Source organism: Mycobacteroides sp. LB1 (genome assembly GCF_013449725.1).
GTDB lineage: Bacteria > Actinomycetota > Actinomycetes > Mycobacteriales > Mycobacteriaceae > Mycobacterium.
On sequence record NZ_JACCFF010000001.1, the window covers coordinates 71030 to 91350 of the forward strand.

Below are 20321 nucleotides of genomic sequence, written 5' to 3' on the forward strand. Positions count from 1 at the left end.
GGTTCACCTCCTCCGCCGGTCTTTGCCTAGATTATCTCTCAGATCACGCGCAGCGCAGTTAATGGCAGTGGCGCCACGGCGGTGCGACCGCCCAGATCAGACAATTCCAGGACCACACCGGCGCCCGTCACGTCGGCCCCCGCACTGCGCAACAGCCTCACCGTTGCCGCGAGCGTTCCTCCGGTGGCCAGCACGTCATCGACGATGAACACGCGGCGACCGGCGAGTTCCACCCCGTCGGCGGGGATCTCCAGCGCCGCGGTGCCGTATTCGAGCTGATAGGACTGGGAATGCACGGGTGGCGGCAACTTTCCGGCCTTACGCACCGCCAGCACTCCCACACCGAGCCGAATCGCCACGGCCGCCCCCAAGAGGAAACCGCGCGCATCAATCCCCGCAATCAGAGACGCACCATCGGCCGCCTCTGCCAACGCGTCGGTCACCTGTGACAAACCATTCGCATCCGCGAACAGCGGTGTCAGGTCCTTGAACTGCACCCCTGGCTCCGGGAAATCGGGAACCTCACGGGTCAGCGATGCCACCAGAAGCGCAATCCGCGGATCCGTATCCGTCACGCGGGCAGCACCCAGCGGTCCATGTTCCAGCCCGCGCCCCACCGGGTGACGCTGGGTGTGCCGGCGTACATCGACTTCGGTGCGATCAGCACGCGTGGCTGTCGGTACAGCGGCAGCGTCGGGAGGTCGTTCCACAGGATCGCCGATGCATCGCCCAATAGCCGGCTCTGGTCCCTGGCATTGGTGGTCACCGCGAGCGCGGCGATGATTCCATCGATCTGACCGTTGGCGTAGTTCGCCGGGTTCTTTCCCTCATGAGAACGCAGGGCGTACGCATCCATGAGCCACGAACCGGTCGACCCACTTCCGGGAGCACCGCCGATCGAGCTGAGCAACGCGTCAATATGATTGTCCCGCAACGACTGTGGCCCGACCTCAGGTGCGCTCACATCCTGCACGGTGATCCCCGCAGGTTCGCAGGCCTGCGCCATCGCGGACACGATCGCCGCGCGACGCGGGTTGGGCGCTTGGTATCCCACTCGGACGGTCAGCGGACGGTTGGCCGCGGCGGCACGGGCCGCGGCCGGGTCCGAACGCATGAATCGTCCCGCCTCGGCCGCAGCTTCTACTGAGGCGAACGAGTCTCCGATACTGGTATCCAGTCGTGCGTTCATCACCGGCGCTCCGGCGATTCCCGAGATGGCGTCGCGTGGGGTACACAGGGCCACCGCGCGGCGCAGATCGGGAGCCCCGACCGATCCGGCGGCACCGAAGATGAGCTGTTCCACACCCGATCCGGGTTCCTCGGTGCGTGCGAATCCGTCAGGCGCGGTGAGAGTCCCGGCCGATCCTGCGGCGACGTCGACAACCTCCAGGTCACCGTCGGACAGACGCTTTTGCACGTCGATCCCGCTGGGCCACACCGTGACCCGCTTCGTGACCGGCGGGTTCCCCCACCACTTGTCATTGGCGACGAGTACAACCGATCCGTCTTCGTTGTAACCGTCGAGCTTGTAGGGGCCTGCTGACGGGAACTTCGACAGGTCCAGGTCCGGCCCGAAATTCCATTGGGTGTTCCAGAAATCGGCGATCTTCTGCAGCGTCGGAACATCGTTGGCGGCGATGGCGCCGATCAGGTCGACACCCCCACCTAGCTTGTCGGCGATCACATGCCACGGCAACATCGTTGTCGCGGTGAATAACTGGGCCCAGTCGGTGAAGGCGCGATCGGGCGCGAAGGTGACCCGCGCGGTCTTCTGCCCCGGCTTGCAGTCGACCGAGGAGATGTCGGCGTATCCGGCCGTGCTGGCAGCATCGAAATCAGGCTGCCTGCCGGATTGCGCGAACCAGGCCAGCACCATGTCTTCACAGGTCACCGGCTTGCCGTCGGAGTAGACGGCCTTGTCATTGATGGTGTAGTCGAGAACCAGCGGAATGCGGCCCACTACTTCCACGGAGCCGAAGTCATGGTCGGCAATCACCTGACCGTCGGGTCCGTGAAAGCCGAAACCGGTGAGTACGCGGTTGAACGCTTGCGCGCCTGCCGAGGCGTTCCCCGCGACGCTGTTGACGTTGTAGGTCGTGAGGCGGCCGTCGACGGCGTAGTCCAGCGTTTTCGCCGCCGAAGTCCAACACGAGGTCAACAGTCCTGACGCGAGGAGCACCGTCGCGGCGATGGCGCCTATCCGCCCGATCCGTCGTGCCCTGGCTCGTGCCTGGCCCCGTGAAACCATCAGTGCCGCCGCGCGTTTCGCTTACCTTGAGGACGAGCACCGGGCTTCGGTTTGGCAGGCCGCACCCGGGGAGCGTCGGAGGCTTCCGAGGACCCAGATGACGCAGCCTTGGTGGCCTTCGTTCCCGAACCCGTTTCCGCCAGCGGCGCAGCGTCGGGCTTGCGACGGCTCAGCACCTTCTTGGTGTGGCTCGCCACCAGCTCCGTGCGCTCACGCAACGCCACCAACAGCGGGGTCGCGAAGAAGATGGACGAGTACGTGCCCACCAGAATGCCGACAAGCTGAACCAGTGCAAGGTCCTTCAGTGTTCCGACGCCCAGCAGCCAGATGGCGACCACGATGAGCGAGAGCACCGGGATCACCGAGATCAGGCTGGTGTTGATCGATCGCATGAACGTCTGATTCACGGCCAGGTTGGCATGTTCGGCGAACGTGCGCCGTGAGGTGTGCTGGAAGCCGTGCGTGTTCTCCTCCACCTTGTCGAACACGATCACGGTGTCGTACAGGGAGAAGCCGAGAATGGTGAGCAGGCCGATCACCGTCGCCGGGGTGACCTCGAAGCCCACCAACGAGTACACACCCGCGGTGACCAGCAGGTCGAAGACCAACGCGGCCAACGCGGCCAACGCCATATAACGCTCATAGCGGACCGCGATGTAGATACCGGCCAGCACCAGGAACACGCCAAGCGCCCAGAGTGCCTTGGTGGTGATCTGACCACCCCAGGTCTCCGATACCGCCGAATCGCTGATGGCATTGATAGACGGCTTACCGTCTGACCCCTTGGGCGCGAACTTATCGAAGATCGCCTTGTGGAGCTTCGTGGACTCGTCGTTGTCGAGCGTCTCGGTGCGAATCTGAATCGAGGCCGAGGCGCCCGTTCCGGTGACGACTACCGATTCGGCATCGCGACCGAGTGTCTGACTGAAGACATCCTCTGCCGCCTGGACGGTGGCCTCACCCTTCGGGAACGACACCTTGGTGCCGCCCTCGAAGTCGATGCCGAAGACAAATCCCTTGATCGCGATCGACAGGATCGCAATGACCATGAACGCGCCGCTGATCCCGAACCACAACGTGCGCTTGCCGACCACGTCGACGGCGCCGGTTCCGGTGTACAGGCGGTAGAAGAACCCGTGTTCTGGTGCGGCACCGGCGGTTTCCACCGCAGTGGACTTGGGTTCCTTCGCGGCGCTCGCGGTGACGTCCGCCGAGTCCTTATCGGCGCCCTCCACGGTGTCCTTTGCGCCGTTTCCATTGCTCACGGTGTCGTTGCTGGTGCTCATGCGTGTGCCGCCGCCTTACGTTCGCGGGCAATCTGCTGGACCGCGCCGAGCCCGTTGTACACGGGCTTGGACAGGGTCGCGGACTTCGAGGACAGGTAGACAAGCGGCCACGTCACCAGGAACACCACGACGACGTCGAGGATGGTGGTGAGCCCGAGGGTGAACGCGAAGCCCTTCACCTGGCCGATGGCCAGGACGTAGAGCACTACGGCGGCCAACAGGGTCACCGCGTTACCCGACAGGATCGTCTTGCGGGCGCGTGCCCAACCGCGCGGCACCGCCGAACGATATGAACGACCTTCTCGTATCTCATCTTTGATGCGCTCGAAGAACACCACGAAGGAGTCGGCGGTGGTGCCGATACCGATGATCAGACCGGCGATGCCCGCAAGATCCAGGGTGTAGGAGATGTATCGGCCGAGCAGAATCAAGATCGCGTAGACCATCGCGCCGGAGGCCACCAGGGACAACGCGGTCAGCAGACCCAACACGCGGTAGTAGAGCAGCGAGTACAGCAGCACGACCGCCAAACCGATGGCGCCCGCGATGAGACCGGCCTTGAGCGAGGTCAATCCGAGTGTGGCCGAGACAGTTTCTGCATCAGAGGCCTCAAAGGAAAGCGGCAGCGAGCCGTACTTGAGTGCCGCGGCGAGCTGCTTGGCCTGGTCGGAGGTGAACTGTCCGCTGATCTCGGTCTTACCGCCAGGGATGGGTTCGCGGATCGCCGGTGCACTGATCACCTTGGAGTCCAGCGTGAAGGCGGTCTGGGTGCCCTGCTGCCAATGCGACGCGGTGTAGTCCGCCCACACCTTGGCGCCGGTGGACTTGAATTCCATGCTCACCACATAGATGCCGCGCTGTTGGTCAAGTCCCGAGCTGGCGTCCTTGATTTCTTCACCGCTGATGATCGACTTGTCCAGCAGGTACGCCGCCTTCCCATCCTGCGAGCAGGTGATCAGCGGGAGGTTTGGGTCATCGTTGCCGACCAACGGATCCTCGTCGGCGCAACTGGCGGCCTGCGCTTGCAGTACCGCGATCTGCAGCCGTGGATCCTCACTCTGCCGCAGCTGCTTGTGCATATCGATCAACGCCTTGCGCTGCTCGCCGTCCTGCTTGGGAGGCAATTGCGTCGGAGGAGTTGCAGGCGTGGTGGCGGCCGGGGTTGCCGGGGCCGGGGGCGGAGGCGGAGTGGTGGTTTGGGCCGGATACGGGCGCGGCTGCGGCTTGGGTGTCGGTGCTGCCGGTGCGGATTCGGCCGGCGCTGCGCCCTGTTCGCCGCCAGGCTTCCCCGCCGGACCACCAGGCTGCTGCGGCTGCTGCGGCGGCTCTGCAGGTATTTCCTGCAGGACGGGCCGGATATAGAGCTTGGCGGTCTGACCGAGGTTCCGAGCCTCGCTGCCGTCGTTACCGGGCACCGTGATGACGAGGTTGTCGCCGTCGATGATGACTTCGGATCCGGAGACGCCGAGTCCGTTGACGCGTGCGTTGATGATCTGCTGCGCCTGTGTCAACGCTTCCCGGGTCGGCTTTGAACCGTCGGGGGTACGGGCCGTCAGGGTGACGCGAGTACCGCCCTGCAGGTCGATACCGAGCTTGGGCTTGGCCTGCTTATCGCCGGTCAGGAACACCAGCAGAAAGGCACCTATCAGTAGCACCAGGAAGGCAGCCAGATAGCGCGCGGGATGCACAGGGGCCGATGGAGAGGCCACGTGTCCGGTCTCCTTGCTTGTCGAGGGCGGGTCGTCGGGGGCTTTCAGGCTTTCGGCAAGGCGAAAGCCACTAGTCCTTGGTCAGCTCGACCCCGGAGCTCTCGACGTCGCGAGAGGTGTCCTCAACGGTGTCATCGGTGTCTTCGTCCGAGTCCTCGATCTTGCCGCGGACGGCGAGCTTCATCCAGCGTGTCACGACGCCCGGCGCGATCTCCAGATCGACGTCGTCGTCGGTGACGGCGGTGATGGTGCCCTGCAGCCCGGATGTGGTGTGCACCCGGTCTCCGATTGCCAGGGAGTCATGCAGCGAGATGGTGGCGTCGAGGGCCTTGCGCTGCCGACGGTTCGCGAAGTAGAGGAACGCGCCCATGACGAGAATGAGCGGTAAGAAAACGATGAACGATTCCATGGCGGCTTTCGGGGTTCTTTCCGTTGGGTCTTCACAAGATCAAGCACGGTCTGCGTGAACGAGCGCGCGACAAGCCACCAGTGTGCCATCCGACTCTGCGGAATCGACGCGAACCCCGTGCCCGCCAGGACTGGAGCGTCGTGTCAATCAAACAGTCCGGTCTGCCCCAGCGCCTGCGGCGGCGGGGTCAGACCCAGATGCGTCCACGCCAATGGGGTCGCCACGCGTCCGCGCGGCGTACGGGCCAGCATCCCGGCACGCACCAGGAATGGCTCGCATACCTCTTCTACAGTGGTCGACTCCTCCCCGACCGCCACCGCCAGCGTTGACACGCCCACCGGACCGCCACCGAAGCTGCGCGTCAGGGCCGAAAGCACCGCTCTGTCGAGACGATCCAGACCCAGTTCGTCTACGTCGTATACCTCTAGGGCGGACTTCGCGACATCGATGGTGATCACGCCGTCCGCGCGCACTTCCGCGTAGTCGCGGACCCTGCGCAGCAGTCGGTTGGCGATACGCGGGGTGCCCCGTGACCGTCGGGCGATTTCCACACCGGCGTCGTCCCCCAGTTCGATACCGAGGATTCCCGCCGACCGGGCCAGCACGAGTTCGAGCTCGGGGGGCTCATAGAAGTCCATATGGGCCGTGAATCCGAATCTGTCCCGCAGCGGCCCGGTGAGCGCTCCTGATCGGGTGGTCGCGCCGACCAACGTGAACGGGGCCACTTCCAGGGGGATCGACGTCGCACCGGGTCCCTTGCCGACGACGATATCGACGCGAAAGTCCTCCATGGCCAGATACAACATTTCCTCGGCGGGCCGGGCGATGCGGTGGATCTCGTCGATGAACAGCACATCGTTTTCCACGAGGTTGCTCAGCATCGCCGCGAGGTCGCCGGCTCTTTCCAGCGCCGGCCCCGAGGTCACCCGTAGCGCGGAGCCCAACTCGGCGGCGATGATCATGGCCAATGAGGTCTTCCCGAGCCCGGGCGGACCGGACAGCAGGATGTGGTCCGGGGTGCTGCCACGATTCTTCGCGCCGGACAGCACGAGCTCCAGCTGCTCGCGCACGCGTGGCTGGCCGATGAACTCGTGCAGGGTCCGCGGCCGCAATCCTGCGTCGACATCGCCCTCGCCGACCGTCAGGGCACTGGACATCTCGGCGGTTTCGAAGCCCTCCTCCTCGGCCTCAAGGTCCCCGAACTCGTCGAAGCGACTCATCGCGTCTTACCCAGCAGCGTCAGTGCCGAGCGCAATACGGTCGAGGTGTCGCCATCGGAATTGTCTTGGGCCAGCACGGTATCGGTGGCTTGCTCGGCTTGTTTGGCGGGGAATCCGAGGCCCGTAAGCGCCTCGATGACCTGTGTGCGCACCAGCGATCCAGTGCCGCGGCCCAGCTCGGCAGATCCGCTCGGGGCGGCCGCCACCTTCTCCCGCAGTTCCAGCACCAGGCGCTCGGCGCCACGCTTACCGATCCCCGGCACCCGGGTCAGCGCCGTGACATCGCCATCGCCCAGTGCCTGACGCAGCGTCGGTGCGTCGTACACCGCGAGCGTGGCCATCGCGATCTTGGGCCCCACACCAGAGACCCCAAGCAGCGTCATGAACAGATCACGGGCATCGGTGTCGGTGAAGCCGTACAAGGTCATCGAGTCCTCGCGGACAATCATCGCCGTGATCAGCCGCACCTGCGTGCCGCGCCGCAGCGTCGACAGTGTCGCCGGGGTGGCATTGACGCGATATCCGACCCCGGCGGCCTCGATCACCACATGATCGAGCGCAATGTCGATGACCTCGCCATTGACCGAAGCAATCATTCGATACCACCTTCTTCGCGCAAGCGGCTCATCATCGCGCCACCGCCTTCATTCGGGCCGCAAAGGCCTTCCGCTGCTTTTCCGCTGCGGCCTCCGCTTTGGCCATCCTCGCCAGCATGGGCGCACGCCAGCAGTGACAGATTGCCAGGGCCAGTGCATCCGCCGCGTCCGCGGGTGACGGCGCCGTCTGCAGCTGCAGGATGCGGGTGACCATGGCTGTCACTTGCGATTTATCCGCCCGCCCGTTGCCGGTTACCGCTGCCTTGACTTCCGACGGGGTGTGGAAATACACCTCGATTCCCCGTTTTGCGGCGCAAAGCGCGATCACCCCGCCGGCTTGAGCGGTTCCCATCACGGTGGAGACGTTGTGCTGAGCAAAGACACGCTCGATGGCGACCACATCAGGGCGGTGAGTGTCCATCCAGTGTTCGACGACCTCACTGATCGCCAGAAGTCGTTGCGGGAGAGGCTGATTGGCCGGGGTACGCACGACGTCGACATCCAGGGCAACCACCTTGCGGCCCGAGGAGGCCTCGACCATGGACAGGCCACACCGGGTAAGACCCGGGTCGACTCCCATCACCCGCACGTGTCAGCCCTCTCGCCGTAGAACAACTGTTCGATCAGCATATCGAGGGGTTTCGCCCATCCGGCATATCAACACGCGAGGGCTCTCCAAATGTCAACGCTCGTTGGCCTAAACTCAGCGCATGTCCACCGAACCTCGGCGATCGGACGCCACCCGCGCGGCCATCCTTGAGGCTGCCCAGGAACACTTCGCCGGCGTCGGCTACGAGAAGGCAACCATCCGAGCCATCGCAGCGACCGCGGGTATCGACCCGTCCCTGGTGATGCGGTATTACGGCAACAAGGCAAAGCTGTTCGCGGCGGCCGCCAACTTCGACCTGTGCCTGCCTGATCTCACCGCGGTGCCCCATGCCGAGCTCGGCACGACGATGGTCGAGCACTTCATGGACCGCTGGGAAGTAGACGACACGATGGTCGCACTCCTACGCGCCGCGGTATCGCACGAATCCGCGCGAGCGCGAATGGAGGACATCTTCAGCAGCCAGACGGTCCCTGCCATGGCGCCAGTGATCTCGGATCACATCCTCGAGCGTGCCGCTCTGGTTGGCACGCAGATGATCGGCTTCGCCGCATGCCGCTACATCCTCAACTTGAGTCCCGTGGTGGACATGACGCGCGAGCAGGTCATCGACTGGTTGGCGCCAATCATTCAGCACTACCTCGACGCACCCGCACCTCAGGCCGCGGGCTGAGCCCAGGGGCGCAGCCTCGGAATCCATCGCGGTACGTGCTGGGAGTACTCGGCGTAGTCGCGGCCGAACCGCTTCAACAGGCCGCGTTCCTCAACCAGGGGGAAGTAGATGGCGTTGACGGTGATGAACACCGCCGCGAAGATCAGCAGACCAACAGAGTTCACGGCGAGTGCCTCGCCCACCAGGATGGCGATCACTCCGGTGATCATCGGGTTGCGCACGTAGCGGTAGGGACCGAAGACCACCAGTCGGGTCGGTGGATCGAATGGCGCCAAAGAACCCTTACCGATCTGATGGAAGAGCAGCACCGTCCGCGTCACCAGGTACAGGCCCGCACCGAACAACAGCGTCCCGATCACCGTCGCCGCCATCGACATCTGGTCCGACATCCACGAGGGCACTTCCATGCCCGATCCGTAGAGGATGACCAGTGGAATGAGGACTGTCATGGTGACCGGCAGCGCGAGTACGGCACGCGCGGTGCGCCAGAGACTCGTCGATTCGGGCGCCGAGATGACTGTTTGTGTGGCCATGACGGGCCTCCCTTCACTCCTAGATGTCTAAGATGTACGCCTACTTGACATAGCTGTCAACACATGTTGACCAACAGTCGTTGACATCACAGTAACGCCGCACGGGTGGCGTTACATTCCCGACGATTACTGTCGTCATAGTGTCTGCCGGAAACCTGTCGATCCAGAAAACGATTCAGTGGTGGCCTCCCCTTGGCGTGATCACGATGTTGGTGCTCGGATTCACCGTCGGGAAGGGTTCAACACCCTTTGACATCTGGTTTTTCGATGCGACCCAACAGGTATTCGGGGTGCAGCCACGCTGGCTATTGATCTTCACCGACTGGGCGCTGCTCGGACCGGTACTGCTGGCCTGCATCGGCTTCGAGCTGTATCGCCGGCGCTGGCGGGTGGCGGCGGTGGTACTCGCCTGTCCGTTCGTCGCGATCTGGACCACTCAGGCCACCAAGCTGCTCGTGGGACGCGAGAAGGGCGGCTACCTCGCCTACCCCAGCGGCCACACCACGCTGGTGGTATCGGTGATGGGAATGGTCGTGCTGGTGGCCGGCGGGGCGATGTGGTCCTTCGTTGCCGCTGCGATCGTCAGCACGCTGGGGCTACTCGGGCAGGTTGCCTGCGGGTATCACTACGTCACGGACACCATCGGCGCCGTGCTCGTCACCACCGCGGTGGTGACCCTGGCGGTCTGGGCGGCCGGTCAGTCCTCGTCGAGCGCGGCCAGCACCTCATCGGACAGGTCCACGTTGGTGTAGACGTTCTGCACGTCGTCGCTGTCCTCCAGCGCGTCGACCAGCTTGAACACCTTGCGGGCCCCGTCGACATCGACAGGGACGCTCACCGACGGCTGAAAGCTCGCTTCCGCCGACTCGTAATCGATCCCGGCAGCCTGCAGCGCCTGCCGCACCGCAACGAGGTCCGTGGGCTCGGAGACGACCTCGAAGCTCTCGCCCAGATCGTTGACCTCCTCGGCACCCGCCTCCAGGACGGCCATGAGCACGTCATCCTCGGACAGGTTCCCCTTGTCGAGGGTCACCATGCCCTTGCGGGAGAACAGATAGGACACCGACCCCGGATCGGCCATGGCGCCACCATTGCGGGTCATCGCGACACGCACCTCACCGGCGGCACGGTTGCGGTTATCGGTCAAGCATTCGATAAGCACCGCGACACCATTCGGGCCATAGCCCTCGTACATGATGGTCTGCCAGTCGGCGCCGCCGGCTTCCTCGCCGGCACCACGCTTGCGGGCCCGCTCGATGTTGTCATTGGGCACCGAGGTCTTCTTGGCCTTCTGGATGGCGTCGTAGAGCGTCGGGTTGCCGGACGGATCACCGCCGCCTGTGCGCGCGGCGACCTCGATGTTCTTGATCAGCCTGGCGAACTCCTTGCCACGGCGCGCGTCTTTGACGGCCTTCTGATGCTTGGTGGTGGCCCACTTGGAATGGCCGCTCATGTACCCGGTTACTTCTTTCTGTCTGTGTTCATTTTCAGCGCTGACCGAGTGTACTCGCGCAACTAGGGTGAACCGCATGACTGTCCTGGTGGAAGACCCGATTGTCGACGCCGTGCTGGACCGATACGCGGAAACCATCGGCGAGAGCCTGACCGACTACCGCAACCATCTGTACCGCGCCATGAACTACCAGCTACGGCTTCTCGGCATGACCGAGGCACCACCCGAGATTGCCTTGGCGTGGGCGACACACGATATCGGGATCTGGACGGCAGGCACCTGGGACTACCTCGATCCGTCGGTGGCGCTCGCCGAGCAGCTGGCGCCGGAATTCGGAGTCACCGACATCGCGCGGGTGCGGTCGATGGTGGCCGAACACCACAAGCTGCGCACCGTTGAGGACTTGTGGGTCGAGACCTTCCGCCTAGGCGACCGGATCGATGCCTTCCGCGGTCTGTACGTCTGGACCGGTCTGGAACGCTCTGATGTGCGCGAGGTCGTGGAGGCGTTGCCCTACGGCGGTTTTCACGGATTCTTGTTGCGTACCGCGGGAAGGTGGACGCTTAAGCACCCGCTGCGCCCCATGCCGATGCTCCGCTGGTGAACCGCACGTGCCAGATCCCCCGGCCGAGCAGACACTTAGTGCACAGAAACCCCAGGACGCGCGTGCAATACGCGTCTGCTCGCGCAAGGGGCTGCTACGAAGCACGCACCATATCGACGAAGAACTCGTGCACCCGACGGTCGCCGGTCACCTCGGGGTGGAACGCCGTCGCCAGTGCGCTCCCCTGCCGGACCGCGACCGGATGCCCCTGCGCACTGGCCAGCACCTCGACGTCCTCGCCGACACGCTCGACCCACGGCGCCCTGATGAATACCGCGTGCAGCTCACTGTCGAGCCCGATGAAATCCAGGTCGCCCTCGAAGGAGTCGACCTGACGGCCGAAGGCATTGCGCCGCACCGTCATATCGATGGCGCCGAGTGCCACCGCATCCGGACGGGTATCGAGTATTTCGCTGGCCAGCAGGATCATGCCGGCGCACGAACCGTAGACCGGCAGGCCTTCGCGTAGGCGCTCCGTGAGCGGGTCCAACAGTTCGAACACACGCAGCAGGTTGCTCATCGTGGTCGACTCACCACCGGGGATCACCAGCGCGTCCACCTTGGCGAGCTCCTCGGGACGGCGCACGCTCGCCACGTCGGCACCCGAATCTCTCAGGGCAGCAACATGTTCCCTGACATCACCCTGCAATGCCAGCACGCCGACGAGCGGGCTCACGCCATGTTCCCCTTGGCAATCGACGCCTCATCCGGGTTCCGTTCGTACCGGGTGAGACCCTCCTGCACCACCGCCGCGACCATTCGGCCCTCGCGGTCGAAGATCCGGCCCTGGGTCAGCGCGCGTCCGTAGCCGGCAGACGGCGATGTCTCGTCGTACAGCAGCCACTCGTCGGCGCGGAACGGTCGCAGGAACCACAGCGCGTGGTCAAGGGATGCCGTCTGCAGCACCGCATCCCGGTGCGGCACTTTGGAAGAGCTCAGCAGGGTCAGGTCGCTCATATAGGCCAGCGCACAGATATGCAGCACCGGATCATCGGGGAGGTGCTTACGGCAGCGGAACCATACGCGCTGCTGCGCGGCAAGCCGTGGATTCCGATCCATCAGCTCATCGGGAACGATCCGGATATCCCATTCGGCGAACTGCCGGAACAGATCACTACTGAACGACTCCTCCGCATCCTGCACATCCGGCAGGTCCTCGGGTGCCGGCACCGGTGGCATCAGATCCTGATGCTCGATGCCGCTATCCAGGGTCTGGAAGGAAGCGGACATGCTGAAGATGGGCTGGCCGTCCTGGATCGCGGTGACGCGGCGAGTACAGAACGACCGTCCCTCGCGCACCCGGTCAACGAGAAACACGGTGGGCTCGTTGGGATTTCCGGGCCGCAGGAAGTATCCGTGCAGGGAATGTACAAGGTACTCCGGCTCCACGGTGCGAACCGCCGATACCAACGACTGTCCCGCGACCTGTCCACCGAAGGTGCGGCGCAGGCTGCTCGGGGTCACGTTGCCCCGAAAGATGTCCTTTTCGAGCTGTTCCAGCGTCAGGATCTCTTCGATATCGGCCATCAGCTAGCCCCGACGCTCCTCACGCAAGCGGCTCATCGCATTACCAGCCGCGCTCGGACAGCCGATGCGGCTGAGCGATGTCCTCCACGTTGATGCCGACCATCGCCTCACCGAGACCACGCGACACCTTCGCGAGCACGTCCGGGTCGTCGTGGAAGGTGGTGGCTTTCACGATCGCCGCGGCCCGCTGCTCCGGGTTGCCGGACTTGAAGATTCCGGATCCGACGAACACACCCTCGGCGCCGAGCTGCATCATCATCGCAGCATCGGCGGGGGTGGCAATACCGCCGGCGGTGAACAGGGTGACCGGGAGCTTGCCTGCCCGTGCAACCTCGACCACCAGCTCGTATGGGGCCTGCAGTTCCTTTGCGGCGACATACAACTCGTCCTCGGCCAGCGAGGTGAGGCGACGGATCTCGCCGCCGATCTTGCGCATGTGGGTGGTCGCGTTGGACACGTCACCGGTGCCGGCCTCGCCCTTGGAACGGATCATTGCCGCACCCTCGGTGATACGACGCAGCGCCTCGCCCAGGTTGGTGGCACCGCACACGAAGGGCACGGTGAACTTCCACTTGTCGATGTGGTTGGTGTAGTCGGCCGGGGTCAAAACCTCCGACTCGTCGATGTAGTCGACGCCGAGGCTCTGCAGGATCTGCGCCTCCACGAAATGCCCGATCCGGGCCTTCGCCATGACGGGGATGCTGACGGCGCCGATGATGCGGTCGATCATGTCCGGATCGCTCATCCGGGACACGCCACCCTGGGCGCGGATATCGGCGGGCACCCGCTCCAACGCCATGACGGCGACGGCTCCGGCGTCTTCGGCGATCTTCGCCTGCTCGGCGGTGACGACGTCCATGATGACGCCGCCCTTGAGCATCTCGGCCATACCGCGCTTGACGCGCGCGGTGCCGGTTCCGGTCTCGGGGGACGTTCCGTTGGTCGTGCTAGTCAACTGAGGGCTCCTGGATGTCGGGTTCTTCCATCAGTCTAATGCCGCCGCACCAGCGATTTTGCTCCGGGAGGTGCGGTGACCGGGCTCACCCGATCAGAATCGGTTCGCGGCGCCCACCAGCGACTACCGCATCGGCCGCCGCGGCGGCCTCATCCAGCAGCTCTCCTAGCTGATTGGGGAACACCTGCTCCCCCGACGCCGTCAATGCGGCGATCTGCTCGGCGTCGCACCAACGGTGGCCGGTGATGTAGCGCTGCTCCAGATTGGTGCGGCCATCGGTGGCCGGCTCGAATCTCTTGGTGCGGTGCACAAAGAACAGTTCCTCGGAACGGATGGTGGTGCCGTTGAAGTCGAAGACGGCGACCCGACGCCACAGCGGCCCGACGAGCCGTCCGGAGGGCACCGTCAATCCGGTCTCCTCGACCAGCTCGCGCACCGCACCATCGGCAAGCTTCTCCCCCGACAGGGTTTGACCGCCGACCGTGAACCACCAGTGCACCGCCGGACTGGGCGCGGCCGGGTCGAAACCACGCAGCAGCAGCACCCGACCGTCCTCGTCCAACAGGATGATCCGCGCCGAGGTACGGAAGTTGGCCAGAGCAGGATCCTCGGAGCCCGCGCCTTGCAGATCAACGATCTCGAAATATGTTGGCATCGGCGCCGTTCCGCCCAGCCGCAGCCACCGCACGGGACGGCGTACACGCAACGCGAGGGTGTCACGCACTGCGTCGTTGTGGAAACGGCGCGCAATCAGCACCCTCGTTTCGGCATCGGCGAGTTCGGCCACCAGCGCGGGCCGCAGCCGGTTTGGGTCGATGGTGGATAGTGCGGAGGCCAACTGGTTCTCCGCATCCTCGCGCCAGTTGCGTTCAGCACGTTCGGCTTTGGCCGCCACCTTGATCAGCTGATTGTCCTTGAGCGCATCTCCCACTGCCCGCGCGACGACGGCGCGGCGCGCCAGGGCGGCATCGAGCGACTGCCAGGACAGGTCGCTGCGCACATGCAGGCGGTCGAGCCGGTTGGCCACCAGATAGGCCCACAGCAGGCCGAAGGCGAGGAAGGTCGCGATGAGGGCGATGACGATGACGGTCAACGCCGAGAAGGTCACCAACTGTCGACCTTCACCCGTACACCGGCAGCGGTCACGGTCTCGTAGACGAGCATGATCTGCTGCGCGACCACCGACCAGTCGTACCGCTGCACCGCTTCGGTACCGGCCGCGACAAGCTCCGCGCGACCTTCGTCGTTGCCGAGCACTTCGATGATGGCCGCCGCCAAGGCATCAGGATCGCCCGTCTGCGTCAGCCGGCCGGCCTTGCCGTCCAGTAGCACTCGCCGAAAGGCGTCGAGCGAGCTCGCGACCACCGCGGTACCCGCGGCCATCGCCTCCACCAACACGATGCCGAAGCTCTCGCCACCGATGTTGGGTGCGCAGTACACGTCGGCGCTACGCATTGCCGAGGCCTTGGTGGCATCGTCGACCTGGCCGAGAAACCGCAGATGTTTGGCCAATGGACCTGCCTGCGAGCGCAATTCGTCCTCGTCTCCACGGCCGACGATCAAGATCTCCACATCGGAGAAGCCTGCGGTGATCTTCGGTAGCGCCCCCATCAGCACGTCCATACCCTTGCGCGACTCGTCGTAGCGGCCCAGGAACAACACCGTCTTACCCGCTCGCGGGTAGCCCTCGAGCATCGGCGCCCCGGAGAAGGATCGGACATCGACGCCATTGGGTATCTCGACCGCGTCGGAACCTAGTGCCTCCATCTGCCAGCGCCGTGCCAGCTCGGAGACGGCGATCCGGCCGACGATCTTCTCATGCCAGGGACGCAGCACGGCCTGAAAGACGCTCAGCGTCAACGACTTCGTGGTCGATGTGTGGAAGGTCGCGACGATAGGCCCCTCGGCGACCATGAGCGCCAGCATGGACAGGCTCGGCGCATTCGGTTCATGCAGATGCAGCACATCGAAGTCGCCATCCACGAGCCAGCGCCTGGTCTTGGCATAGGTGGCGGGACCGAAGCGCAGTCGCGCGACGGAGCCGTTGTATGGGATCGGGACGGCCTTACCGCCGGAAACCACGAATTCCGGCAGCTCCAGCTCCGATGACGATGGCGCAAGCAGGCTGACGTGATGGCCGCGATCCCGCATGACCTCCGCCAGCTGCACCACATGCGACTGGACGCCGCCCGGTACATCAAACGAGTAGGGGCAGACCATCCCGATGCGCACTACGCCTGCCCACCGACCGGATCCGTTTCCCGTGTGGGCTCCGACTCCTCCGTAGGGGTGGGCTGGGCCGCGGCGGCGCGCAGCTTGGTGCGACGGTCCTCCGAGAGGTCCTCGAGCCACAACGGTTGGAACATGTGCCAATCCGCGGGGCGCTCAGCGATATTGGCGGCGAACACATCGGCCATCGCCTGGGTGACCACCGCGACGTCCCCCGATGAGGTGTCAATAGGCGAATGAATCCTCACGCCCCATTGACCATGTGGGTCGAACCAGCAGTGCGCCGGAAGCAGATCCGCACCGGTGTCGATTGCCAGGCGTGCCGGGCCCGCAGGCATCCGGGCTTCAGCGCCGAAGAAGTCGACAGAGACACCGCTGCGGCTCAGGTCGCGATCGGCCATCAGACAGACGACCCGGTTCTCCCGCAATCGCTGGACGAGCAGCTCATACGGCCCGGACTGGTCACCGGTGAGCGGCAGCACCTCGAAGCCAAGGGTTTCCCGGTAATCAAGGAAACGTCGGTACAGCGATTCAGGCTTGAGACGCTCGGCCACCGTGGTGAAGGTGCCGTAGGTCTGGGCCAGCCAAACACCCGCCATGTCCCAGTTGCCGCTGTGCGGCAGCGCGATCACCGTTCCCTTACCGCGGTCCTGGGATGCCTCGATGTTCCGACGCCCGAAGGCGCCGCTGTCCAAACGGCCGGCAAGACGTTCCATGTTCTGTGAGGGCAGCCGGAACGCTTCACGCCAGTACCGGGCGTAGGACCGCACAGCGTCAAGCATCAGCCGATCGGGCACCTCGCGGGGATGCACCCCTAGTACCCGGGCGAGATTCTTGCGGAGCTGCTCGGGACCACCATCGCGCGCGCCGACCGTCGCTCCGAGATCGAATATGGCACGGGCGATCGGATCTGGTGTTACCTGTGTCAGTTTCCAGCCGGCGGCGTATCCCCAATCGGCGGCCCGTTCACCCCAGACGCTCATGACTGACTCGACTCCGCGGTGTCCTGGCCGCCATCGGGGTTGGGCAGCGCGTCCAGAGCACCGGCAGATGTGCGCACCGCGTGCATCCGTTGCGCCACGGTCACCAGGCTCCCGACCGCCAGCGCCCACATCGCCACATGCAATGGCCAGTGCACCCCGAGGCCTCCGCTGAAGGTCGCTCCGAGGAGCACGATGATGAGCCGTTCGGGGCGTTCGATCAGCCCGCCGTCGGCACGCAATCCGGACGCCTCGGCCCGGGCCTTCACATACGAGATCACCTGCGAGGTGATCATGCAGATCAGCGTAGCGACCACCAAAGACGTTGATCCCCAACCGAATGCGGCCCACCAGAGCAGACCGGCGAACACCGCACCATCGGCGACCCGATCGCATGTCGCGTCGAGCACCGCACCGAACCGGGTGCCGCCGCCACGGGCGCGCGCCATCGCCCCGTCGAGCATGTCGAACATCGTGAACAGCGCCACCGCAATGCCACCCCAGAACAGGTGGCCCGTCGGGAACAGGGTGAGTGCCGCGACGACCGACGCCGCGGTTCCGAAGATGGTGACGGTGTCGGGGGTGAATCCGGCGCGCAGTACCGCATTGGCCAGCGGTTTCGTGATCTTGGCGAATGTCTCCCGGGATAGGAAGCCGCTCATGGCAATTGCTCCCAGGCGGTGGCGAGCAGTTTGCGGGTGTCCCGTAGCAGCTGCGGCAGCACCTTGGAATCGCCGATGATGGTGATGAAGTTGGCGTCGCCGCCCCAGCGCGGCACCACATGCTGATGCAAGTGCTCGGCCAGTGATCCACCCGCGGCGGTGCCCAGGTTAAGTCCCACGTTGAAGCCGTGTGGTCGGGAGACCTTCTTGATCACCCGAATCGCCTTCTGGGTGAACGCCATCAGTTCCCGGCTCTCGTCCTCGGTGAGGTCTTCGAGCTCCGCGACCTGCCGGTACGGCACCACCATGAGATGCCCCGGGTTGTACGGGTACAGGTTCAGCACGGCGTATACATGGTCGCCGCGCGCCACCACCAGTCCGTCTTCGTCGGCCATCTCAGGAATGTCGGTGAACGGAGCGGACTCTGCCCCGCTCGATTTCACTGCCTCGACGAGGTAGGTCATCCGGTGCGGGGTCCACAGCCGCTGCAAGTGATCGGGGTCGCCCACTCCCCGGTCGGTGATGGTCGAGTCCTCGTCAGTCACGGGTCCCCAACTTCATGAGCTCGGCTGTCGGCGACACATTCTCGCGTCTGCCTACCCAGTCGATGATCGCGGCGACGGCCTCCTCGCGGGGCACACCGTTGACCTGGGTGCGGTCACGGAAACGGAAGCTGACAGCGCCCGCCTCCACGTCGCGGTCACCGGCCAACAGCAGGAACGGCACCCGCTGGTTGGTGTGGTTGACGATCTTCTTGTTCATGCGGTCATCGCTGGTGTCGACCTCGGCACGGATGCCCTGGGATTTGAGCTGGGAGACAATGTCGTTCAGATACACAGCGTGGGCATCGGCGATCGGGATGCCCACCGCCTGCACCGGCGACAGCCAGGCCGGGAAGGCGCCCGCGTAGTGCTCGGTGAGCACACCGAAGAACCGTTCGATCGACCCGAACAGTGCGCGGTGGATGAGCACCGGACGCTGGCGGGTGCCGTCCGCGGCGGAGTATTGGAGATCGAACCGTTCGGGCATGTTGAAGTCGAGCTGAATCGTGGACATCTGCCAGGACCGGCCCAGTGCGTCCTTGGCCTGCACCGAGATCTTGGGGCCGTAGAAAGCGGCGCCGCCCGGGTCCGGGACCAGCTGAAGGCCGGAGTCGCGCGCCACCTGCTCCAGGGTTCTGGTGGCCTCTTCCCAGTCTTCGTCGCTGCCAACGAATTTCGTCTCGTCCTTGGTGGAAAGCTCCAGATAGAAATCGTCGAGCCCGTAGTCGGACAGCAGATCGAGCACGAACCGCAGCAGTGAGGTCAGTTCCTCGTGCATCTGCTCGCGGGTGGTGTAGATATGCGCGTCGTCCTGCGTCATACCGCGCACCCGGGTCAGACCATGCACCACGCCCGACTTCTCATATCGGTACACCGAACCGAATTCGAAGAGCCGCAACGGCAGTTCACGGTACGAGCGGCCCCGCGCCCGGTAGATCAGGTGATGCATGGGGCAGTTCATGGGCTTGAGGTAGTAGTTCTGCCCCGGCTTGCGCACGGTGCCGTCCTCGTTGAGCTCGGCATCGATGTGCATCGGGGGGAACATGCCGTCGGAGTACCAATCCAGGTGCCCGGAGGTCTGATACAGGTTTTCCTTGGTGATGTGCGGGGTGTTGACGAACTCGTACCCGGCGGCGGAGTGCTTGGCGCGCGAGTAGTCCTCCAACTCCTTGCGGATGATGCCACCCTTGGGGTGGAAAACCGGGAGACCGGAACCGATTTCGTCGGGGAAGCTGAACAGGTCGAGCTCTACGCCGAGCTTGCGGTGGTCGCGTCGCAGCGCCTCTTCCAGCAGTTCGAGGTGCTTGTCGAGGGCTTCTTGGGACTCCCAAGCGGTGCCGTAGACGCGCTGCATGCTCGCGTTGGCCTGGTTTCCGCGCCAGTAGGCGGCCGAGCTACGGGTAAGCCGGAACGCCGGGATGTGTTTAGTGGTGGGAATGTGCGGGCCACGACACAGGTCGAACCATTCCCGTTCCCCGGTACGTGGATTCAGGTTGTCGTAGGCCGACAGTTCGTCGCCGCCGACCTCCATGACCTCCGGATCGTCGGCGCCGGACTTGTCCGAAACCAGCTCCAGTTTGAACGGCTCACTCGCCAGCTCGGCCTGAGCCTCTTCGACCGAATCGTAGACACGGCGCGAAAAACGTTGTCCCTCTTTGATGATCTGCTTCATCTTCTTTTCGAGGGCGGTCAGATCCTCGGGAGTGAAGGCGTGATCGATCCCGAAGTCGTAGTAGAAGCCATCGGTGATCGGCGGGCCGATACCGAGCTTGGCGGCCGGGAAGAGGTCTTGCACGGCCTGCGCCAGCACGTGGGCGGCCGAGTGTCGGATGACGCTGCGTCCGTCCTCGGTGTTGGCCGCGACCGGCTCTACCTCGGTGTCGACCTCCGGGGTCCACGACAGATCCTTCAGGTTCCCGTCGACGCGCACGACAACCACGGCGTCCTCACCCTTACCGGGCAGGCCCGCCTCGCGCACCGCGGTGCCCGCCGTCGTCCCGGCCGGCACCCGGATCGGGGCCACAAGGGAAGACGGGTTGGGCGCAGTCATCAGCAGTTCTCCATCGTCAGAGGCGGGGGTTTGCGAAC

General features: G+C 64.7%; 21 protein-coding genes and 1 pseudogene. 3 read left to right on the plus strand and 19 right to left on the minus strand.

Features of this window, described 5'->3' with window-relative positions; translation table 11 throughout:
* Positions 1-38: 38 nt before the first annotated feature.
* From MLB1_RS00365 to ruvC, 8 genes are all read right to left on the minus strand, one after another.
* Positions 39-575 carry an adenine phosphoribosyltransferase gene (locus MLB1_RS00365; protein WP_180747789.1) on the minus strand — a complete coding sequence of 179 codons (537 nt, stop codon included), beginning with the start codon at positions 573-575 and terminating at the stop codon, positions 39-41.
* A complete protein-coding gene (locus MLB1_RS00370) occupies positions 572-2248 on the minus strand; it encodes an ABC transporter substrate-binding protein (RefSeq protein ID WP_180747790.1) in 1677 nt (558 codons plus the stop codon). The genes MLB1_RS00365 and MLB1_RS00370 overlap by 4 nt, the downstream gene beginning before the upstream one ends.
* Positions 2248-3513 carry a protein translocase subunit SecF gene (gene secF, locus MLB1_RS00375; RefSeq protein ID WP_180749599.1) on the minus strand — a complete coding sequence of 422 codons (1266 nt, stop codon included), beginning with the start codon at positions 3511-3513 and terminating at the stop codon, positions 2248-2250. The genes MLB1_RS00370 and secF overlap by 1 nt, the downstream gene beginning before the upstream one ends.
* Before the next feature lie 17 nt (positions 3514-3530).
* On the minus strand, positions 3531-5243 hold the full coding sequence (gene secD / locus MLB1_RS00380) for a protein translocase subunit SecD (protein WP_180747791.1): 1713 nt from the start codon (positions 5241-5243) through the stop codon (positions 3531-3533).
* Positions 5244-5313: 70 nt separating this feature from the next.
* Positions 5314-5652: a preprotein translocase subunit YajC gene (gene yajC, locus MLB1_RS00385; protein ID WP_180747792.1), complete on the minus strand. Its 339-nt coding sequence runs from the start codon at positions 5650-5652 to the stop codon at positions 5314-5316.
* 143 nt (positions 5653-5795) lie between these two features.
* Positions 5796-6872: a Holliday junction branch migration DNA helicase RuvB gene (gene ruvB, locus MLB1_RS00390; RefSeq protein WP_180747793.1), complete on the minus strand. Its 1077-nt coding sequence runs from the start codon at positions 6870-6872 to the stop codon at positions 5796-5798.
* Entirely contained in the window at positions 6869-7468 is a 600-nt protein-coding gene (ruvA, locus tag MLB1_RS00395; protein WP_180747794.1) for a Holliday junction branch migration protein RuvA, read from the minus strand. The genes ruvB and ruvA overlap by 4 nt, the downstream gene beginning before the upstream one ends.
* A 31-nt stretch (positions 7469-7499) precedes the next feature.
* Positions 7500-8057, minus strand: coding sequence for a crossover junction endodeoxyribonuclease RuvC (gene ruvC, locus MLB1_RS00400; RefSeq protein WP_180747795.1), 558 nt, complete (start codon positions 8055-8057; stop codon positions 7500-7502).
* 121 nt (positions 8058-8178) lie between these two features.
* Between ruvC and MLB1_RS00405 the strand changes: the two genes are divergently transcribed.
* Positions 8179-8748, plus strand: a complete 570-nt coding sequence (locus MLB1_RS00405; RefSeq protein WP_180747796.1) for a TetR family transcriptional regulator — start codon at positions 8179-8181, stop codon at positions 8746-8748.
* Positions 8749-8819: 71 nt separating this feature from the next.
* Here the strand turns inward: MLB1_RS00405 and MLB1_RS00410 are convergent.
* Positions 8820-9281 (minus strand): annotated as a pseudogene (locus MLB1_RS00410) (isoprenylcysteine carboxylmethyltransferase family protein); the annotation flags it as partial.
* A gap of 140 nt (positions 9282-9421) precedes the next feature.
* Here MLB1_RS00410 and MLB1_RS00415 point away from each other — a divergent pair.
* Entirely contained in the window at positions 9422-10033 is a 612-nt protein-coding gene (locus MLB1_RS00415; protein WP_180747798.1) for a phosphatase PAP2 family protein, read from the plus strand.
* On the opposite strand, the gene MLB1_RS00420 is transcribed toward MLB1_RS00415, so the two are convergent.
* On the minus strand, positions 9979-10734 hold the full coding sequence (locus MLB1_RS00420; protein ID WP_180747799.1) for a YebC/PmpR family DNA-binding transcriptional regulator: 756 nt from the start codon (positions 10732-10734) through the stop codon (positions 9979-9981). The two genes, MLB1_RS00415 and MLB1_RS00420, sit on opposite strands and share 55 nt — an antisense overlap.
* 76 nt (positions 10735-10810) lie before the next feature.
* Here MLB1_RS00420 and MLB1_RS00425 point away from each other — a divergent pair, with 76 nt between their 5' ends.
* The gene (locus MLB1_RS00425; protein ID WP_180747800.1) at positions 10811-11338 is read left to right on the plus strand and encodes a hypothetical protein; all 528 of its coding nucleotides are present in this window, start codon (positions 10811-10813) and stop codon (positions 11336-11338) included.
* A gap of 94 nt (positions 11339-11432) precedes the next feature.
* Here the strand turns inward: MLB1_RS00425 and pdxT are convergent, their stop codons facing one another.
* The 9 genes from pdxT to thrS form a co-directional block, all read right to left on the minus strand.
* Positions 11433-12014, minus strand: a complete 582-nt coding sequence (pdxT, locus tag MLB1_RS00430; RefSeq protein ID WP_180747801.1) for a pyridoxal 5'-phosphate synthase glutaminase subunit PdxT — start codon at positions 12012-12014, stop codon at positions 11433-11435.
* Complete coding sequence (locus MLB1_RS00435) at positions 12011-12865, minus strand: acyl-CoA thioesterase II (protein WP_180747802.1); 855 nt, start codon at positions 12863-12865, stop codon at positions 12011-12013. Before MLB1_RS00435 ends, pdxT begins: the two co-directional genes overlap by 4 nt.
* Before the next feature lie 40 nt (positions 12866-12905).
* Positions 12906-13820 carry a pyridoxal 5'-phosphate synthase lyase subunit PdxS gene (pdxS, locus tag MLB1_RS00440; protein WP_180747803.1) on the minus strand — a complete coding sequence of 305 codons (915 nt, stop codon included), beginning with the start codon at positions 13818-13820 and terminating at the stop codon, positions 12906-12908.
* A gap of 85 nt (positions 13821-13905) precedes the next feature.
* On the minus strand, positions 13906-14928 hold the full coding sequence (locus tag MLB1_RS00445) for an NUDIX domain-containing protein (RefSeq protein ID WP_180749600.1): 1023 nt from the start codon (positions 14926-14928) through the stop codon (positions 13906-13908).
* A complete protein-coding gene (locus tag MLB1_RS00450; protein ID WP_180747804.1) occupies positions 14925-16052 on the minus strand; it encodes a glycosyltransferase family 4 protein in 1128 nt (375 codons plus the stop codon). The genes MLB1_RS00445 and MLB1_RS00450 overlap by 4 nt, the downstream gene beginning before the upstream one ends.
* Complete coding sequence (locus tag MLB1_RS00455; protein WP_180747805.1) at positions 16052-17032, minus strand: phosphatidylinositol mannoside acyltransferase; 981 nt, start codon at positions 17030-17032, stop codon at positions 16052-16054. The genes MLB1_RS00450 and MLB1_RS00455 overlap by 1 nt, the downstream gene beginning before the upstream one ends.
* Complete coding sequence (gene pgsA, locus MLB1_RS00460) at positions 17029-17691, minus strand: phosphatidylinositol phosphate synthase (protein ID WP_180747806.1); 663 nt, start codon at positions 17689-17691, stop codon at positions 17029-17031. Before pgsA ends, MLB1_RS00455 begins: the two co-directional genes overlap by 4 nt.
* Positions 17688-18236, minus strand: coding sequence for an HIT domain-containing protein (locus tag MLB1_RS00465; protein ID WP_180747807.1), 549 nt, complete (start codon positions 18234-18236; stop codon positions 17688-17690). The genes pgsA and MLB1_RS00465 overlap by 4 nt, the downstream gene beginning before the upstream one ends.
* Positions 18229-20283, minus strand: a complete 2055-nt coding sequence (thrS, locus tag MLB1_RS00470) for a threonine--tRNA ligase (RefSeq protein ID WP_180749601.1) — start codon at positions 20281-20283, stop codon at positions 18229-18231. The genes MLB1_RS00465 and thrS overlap by 8 nt, the downstream gene beginning before the upstream one ends.
* Between the last annotated feature and the right edge of the window lie 38 nt (positions 20284-20321).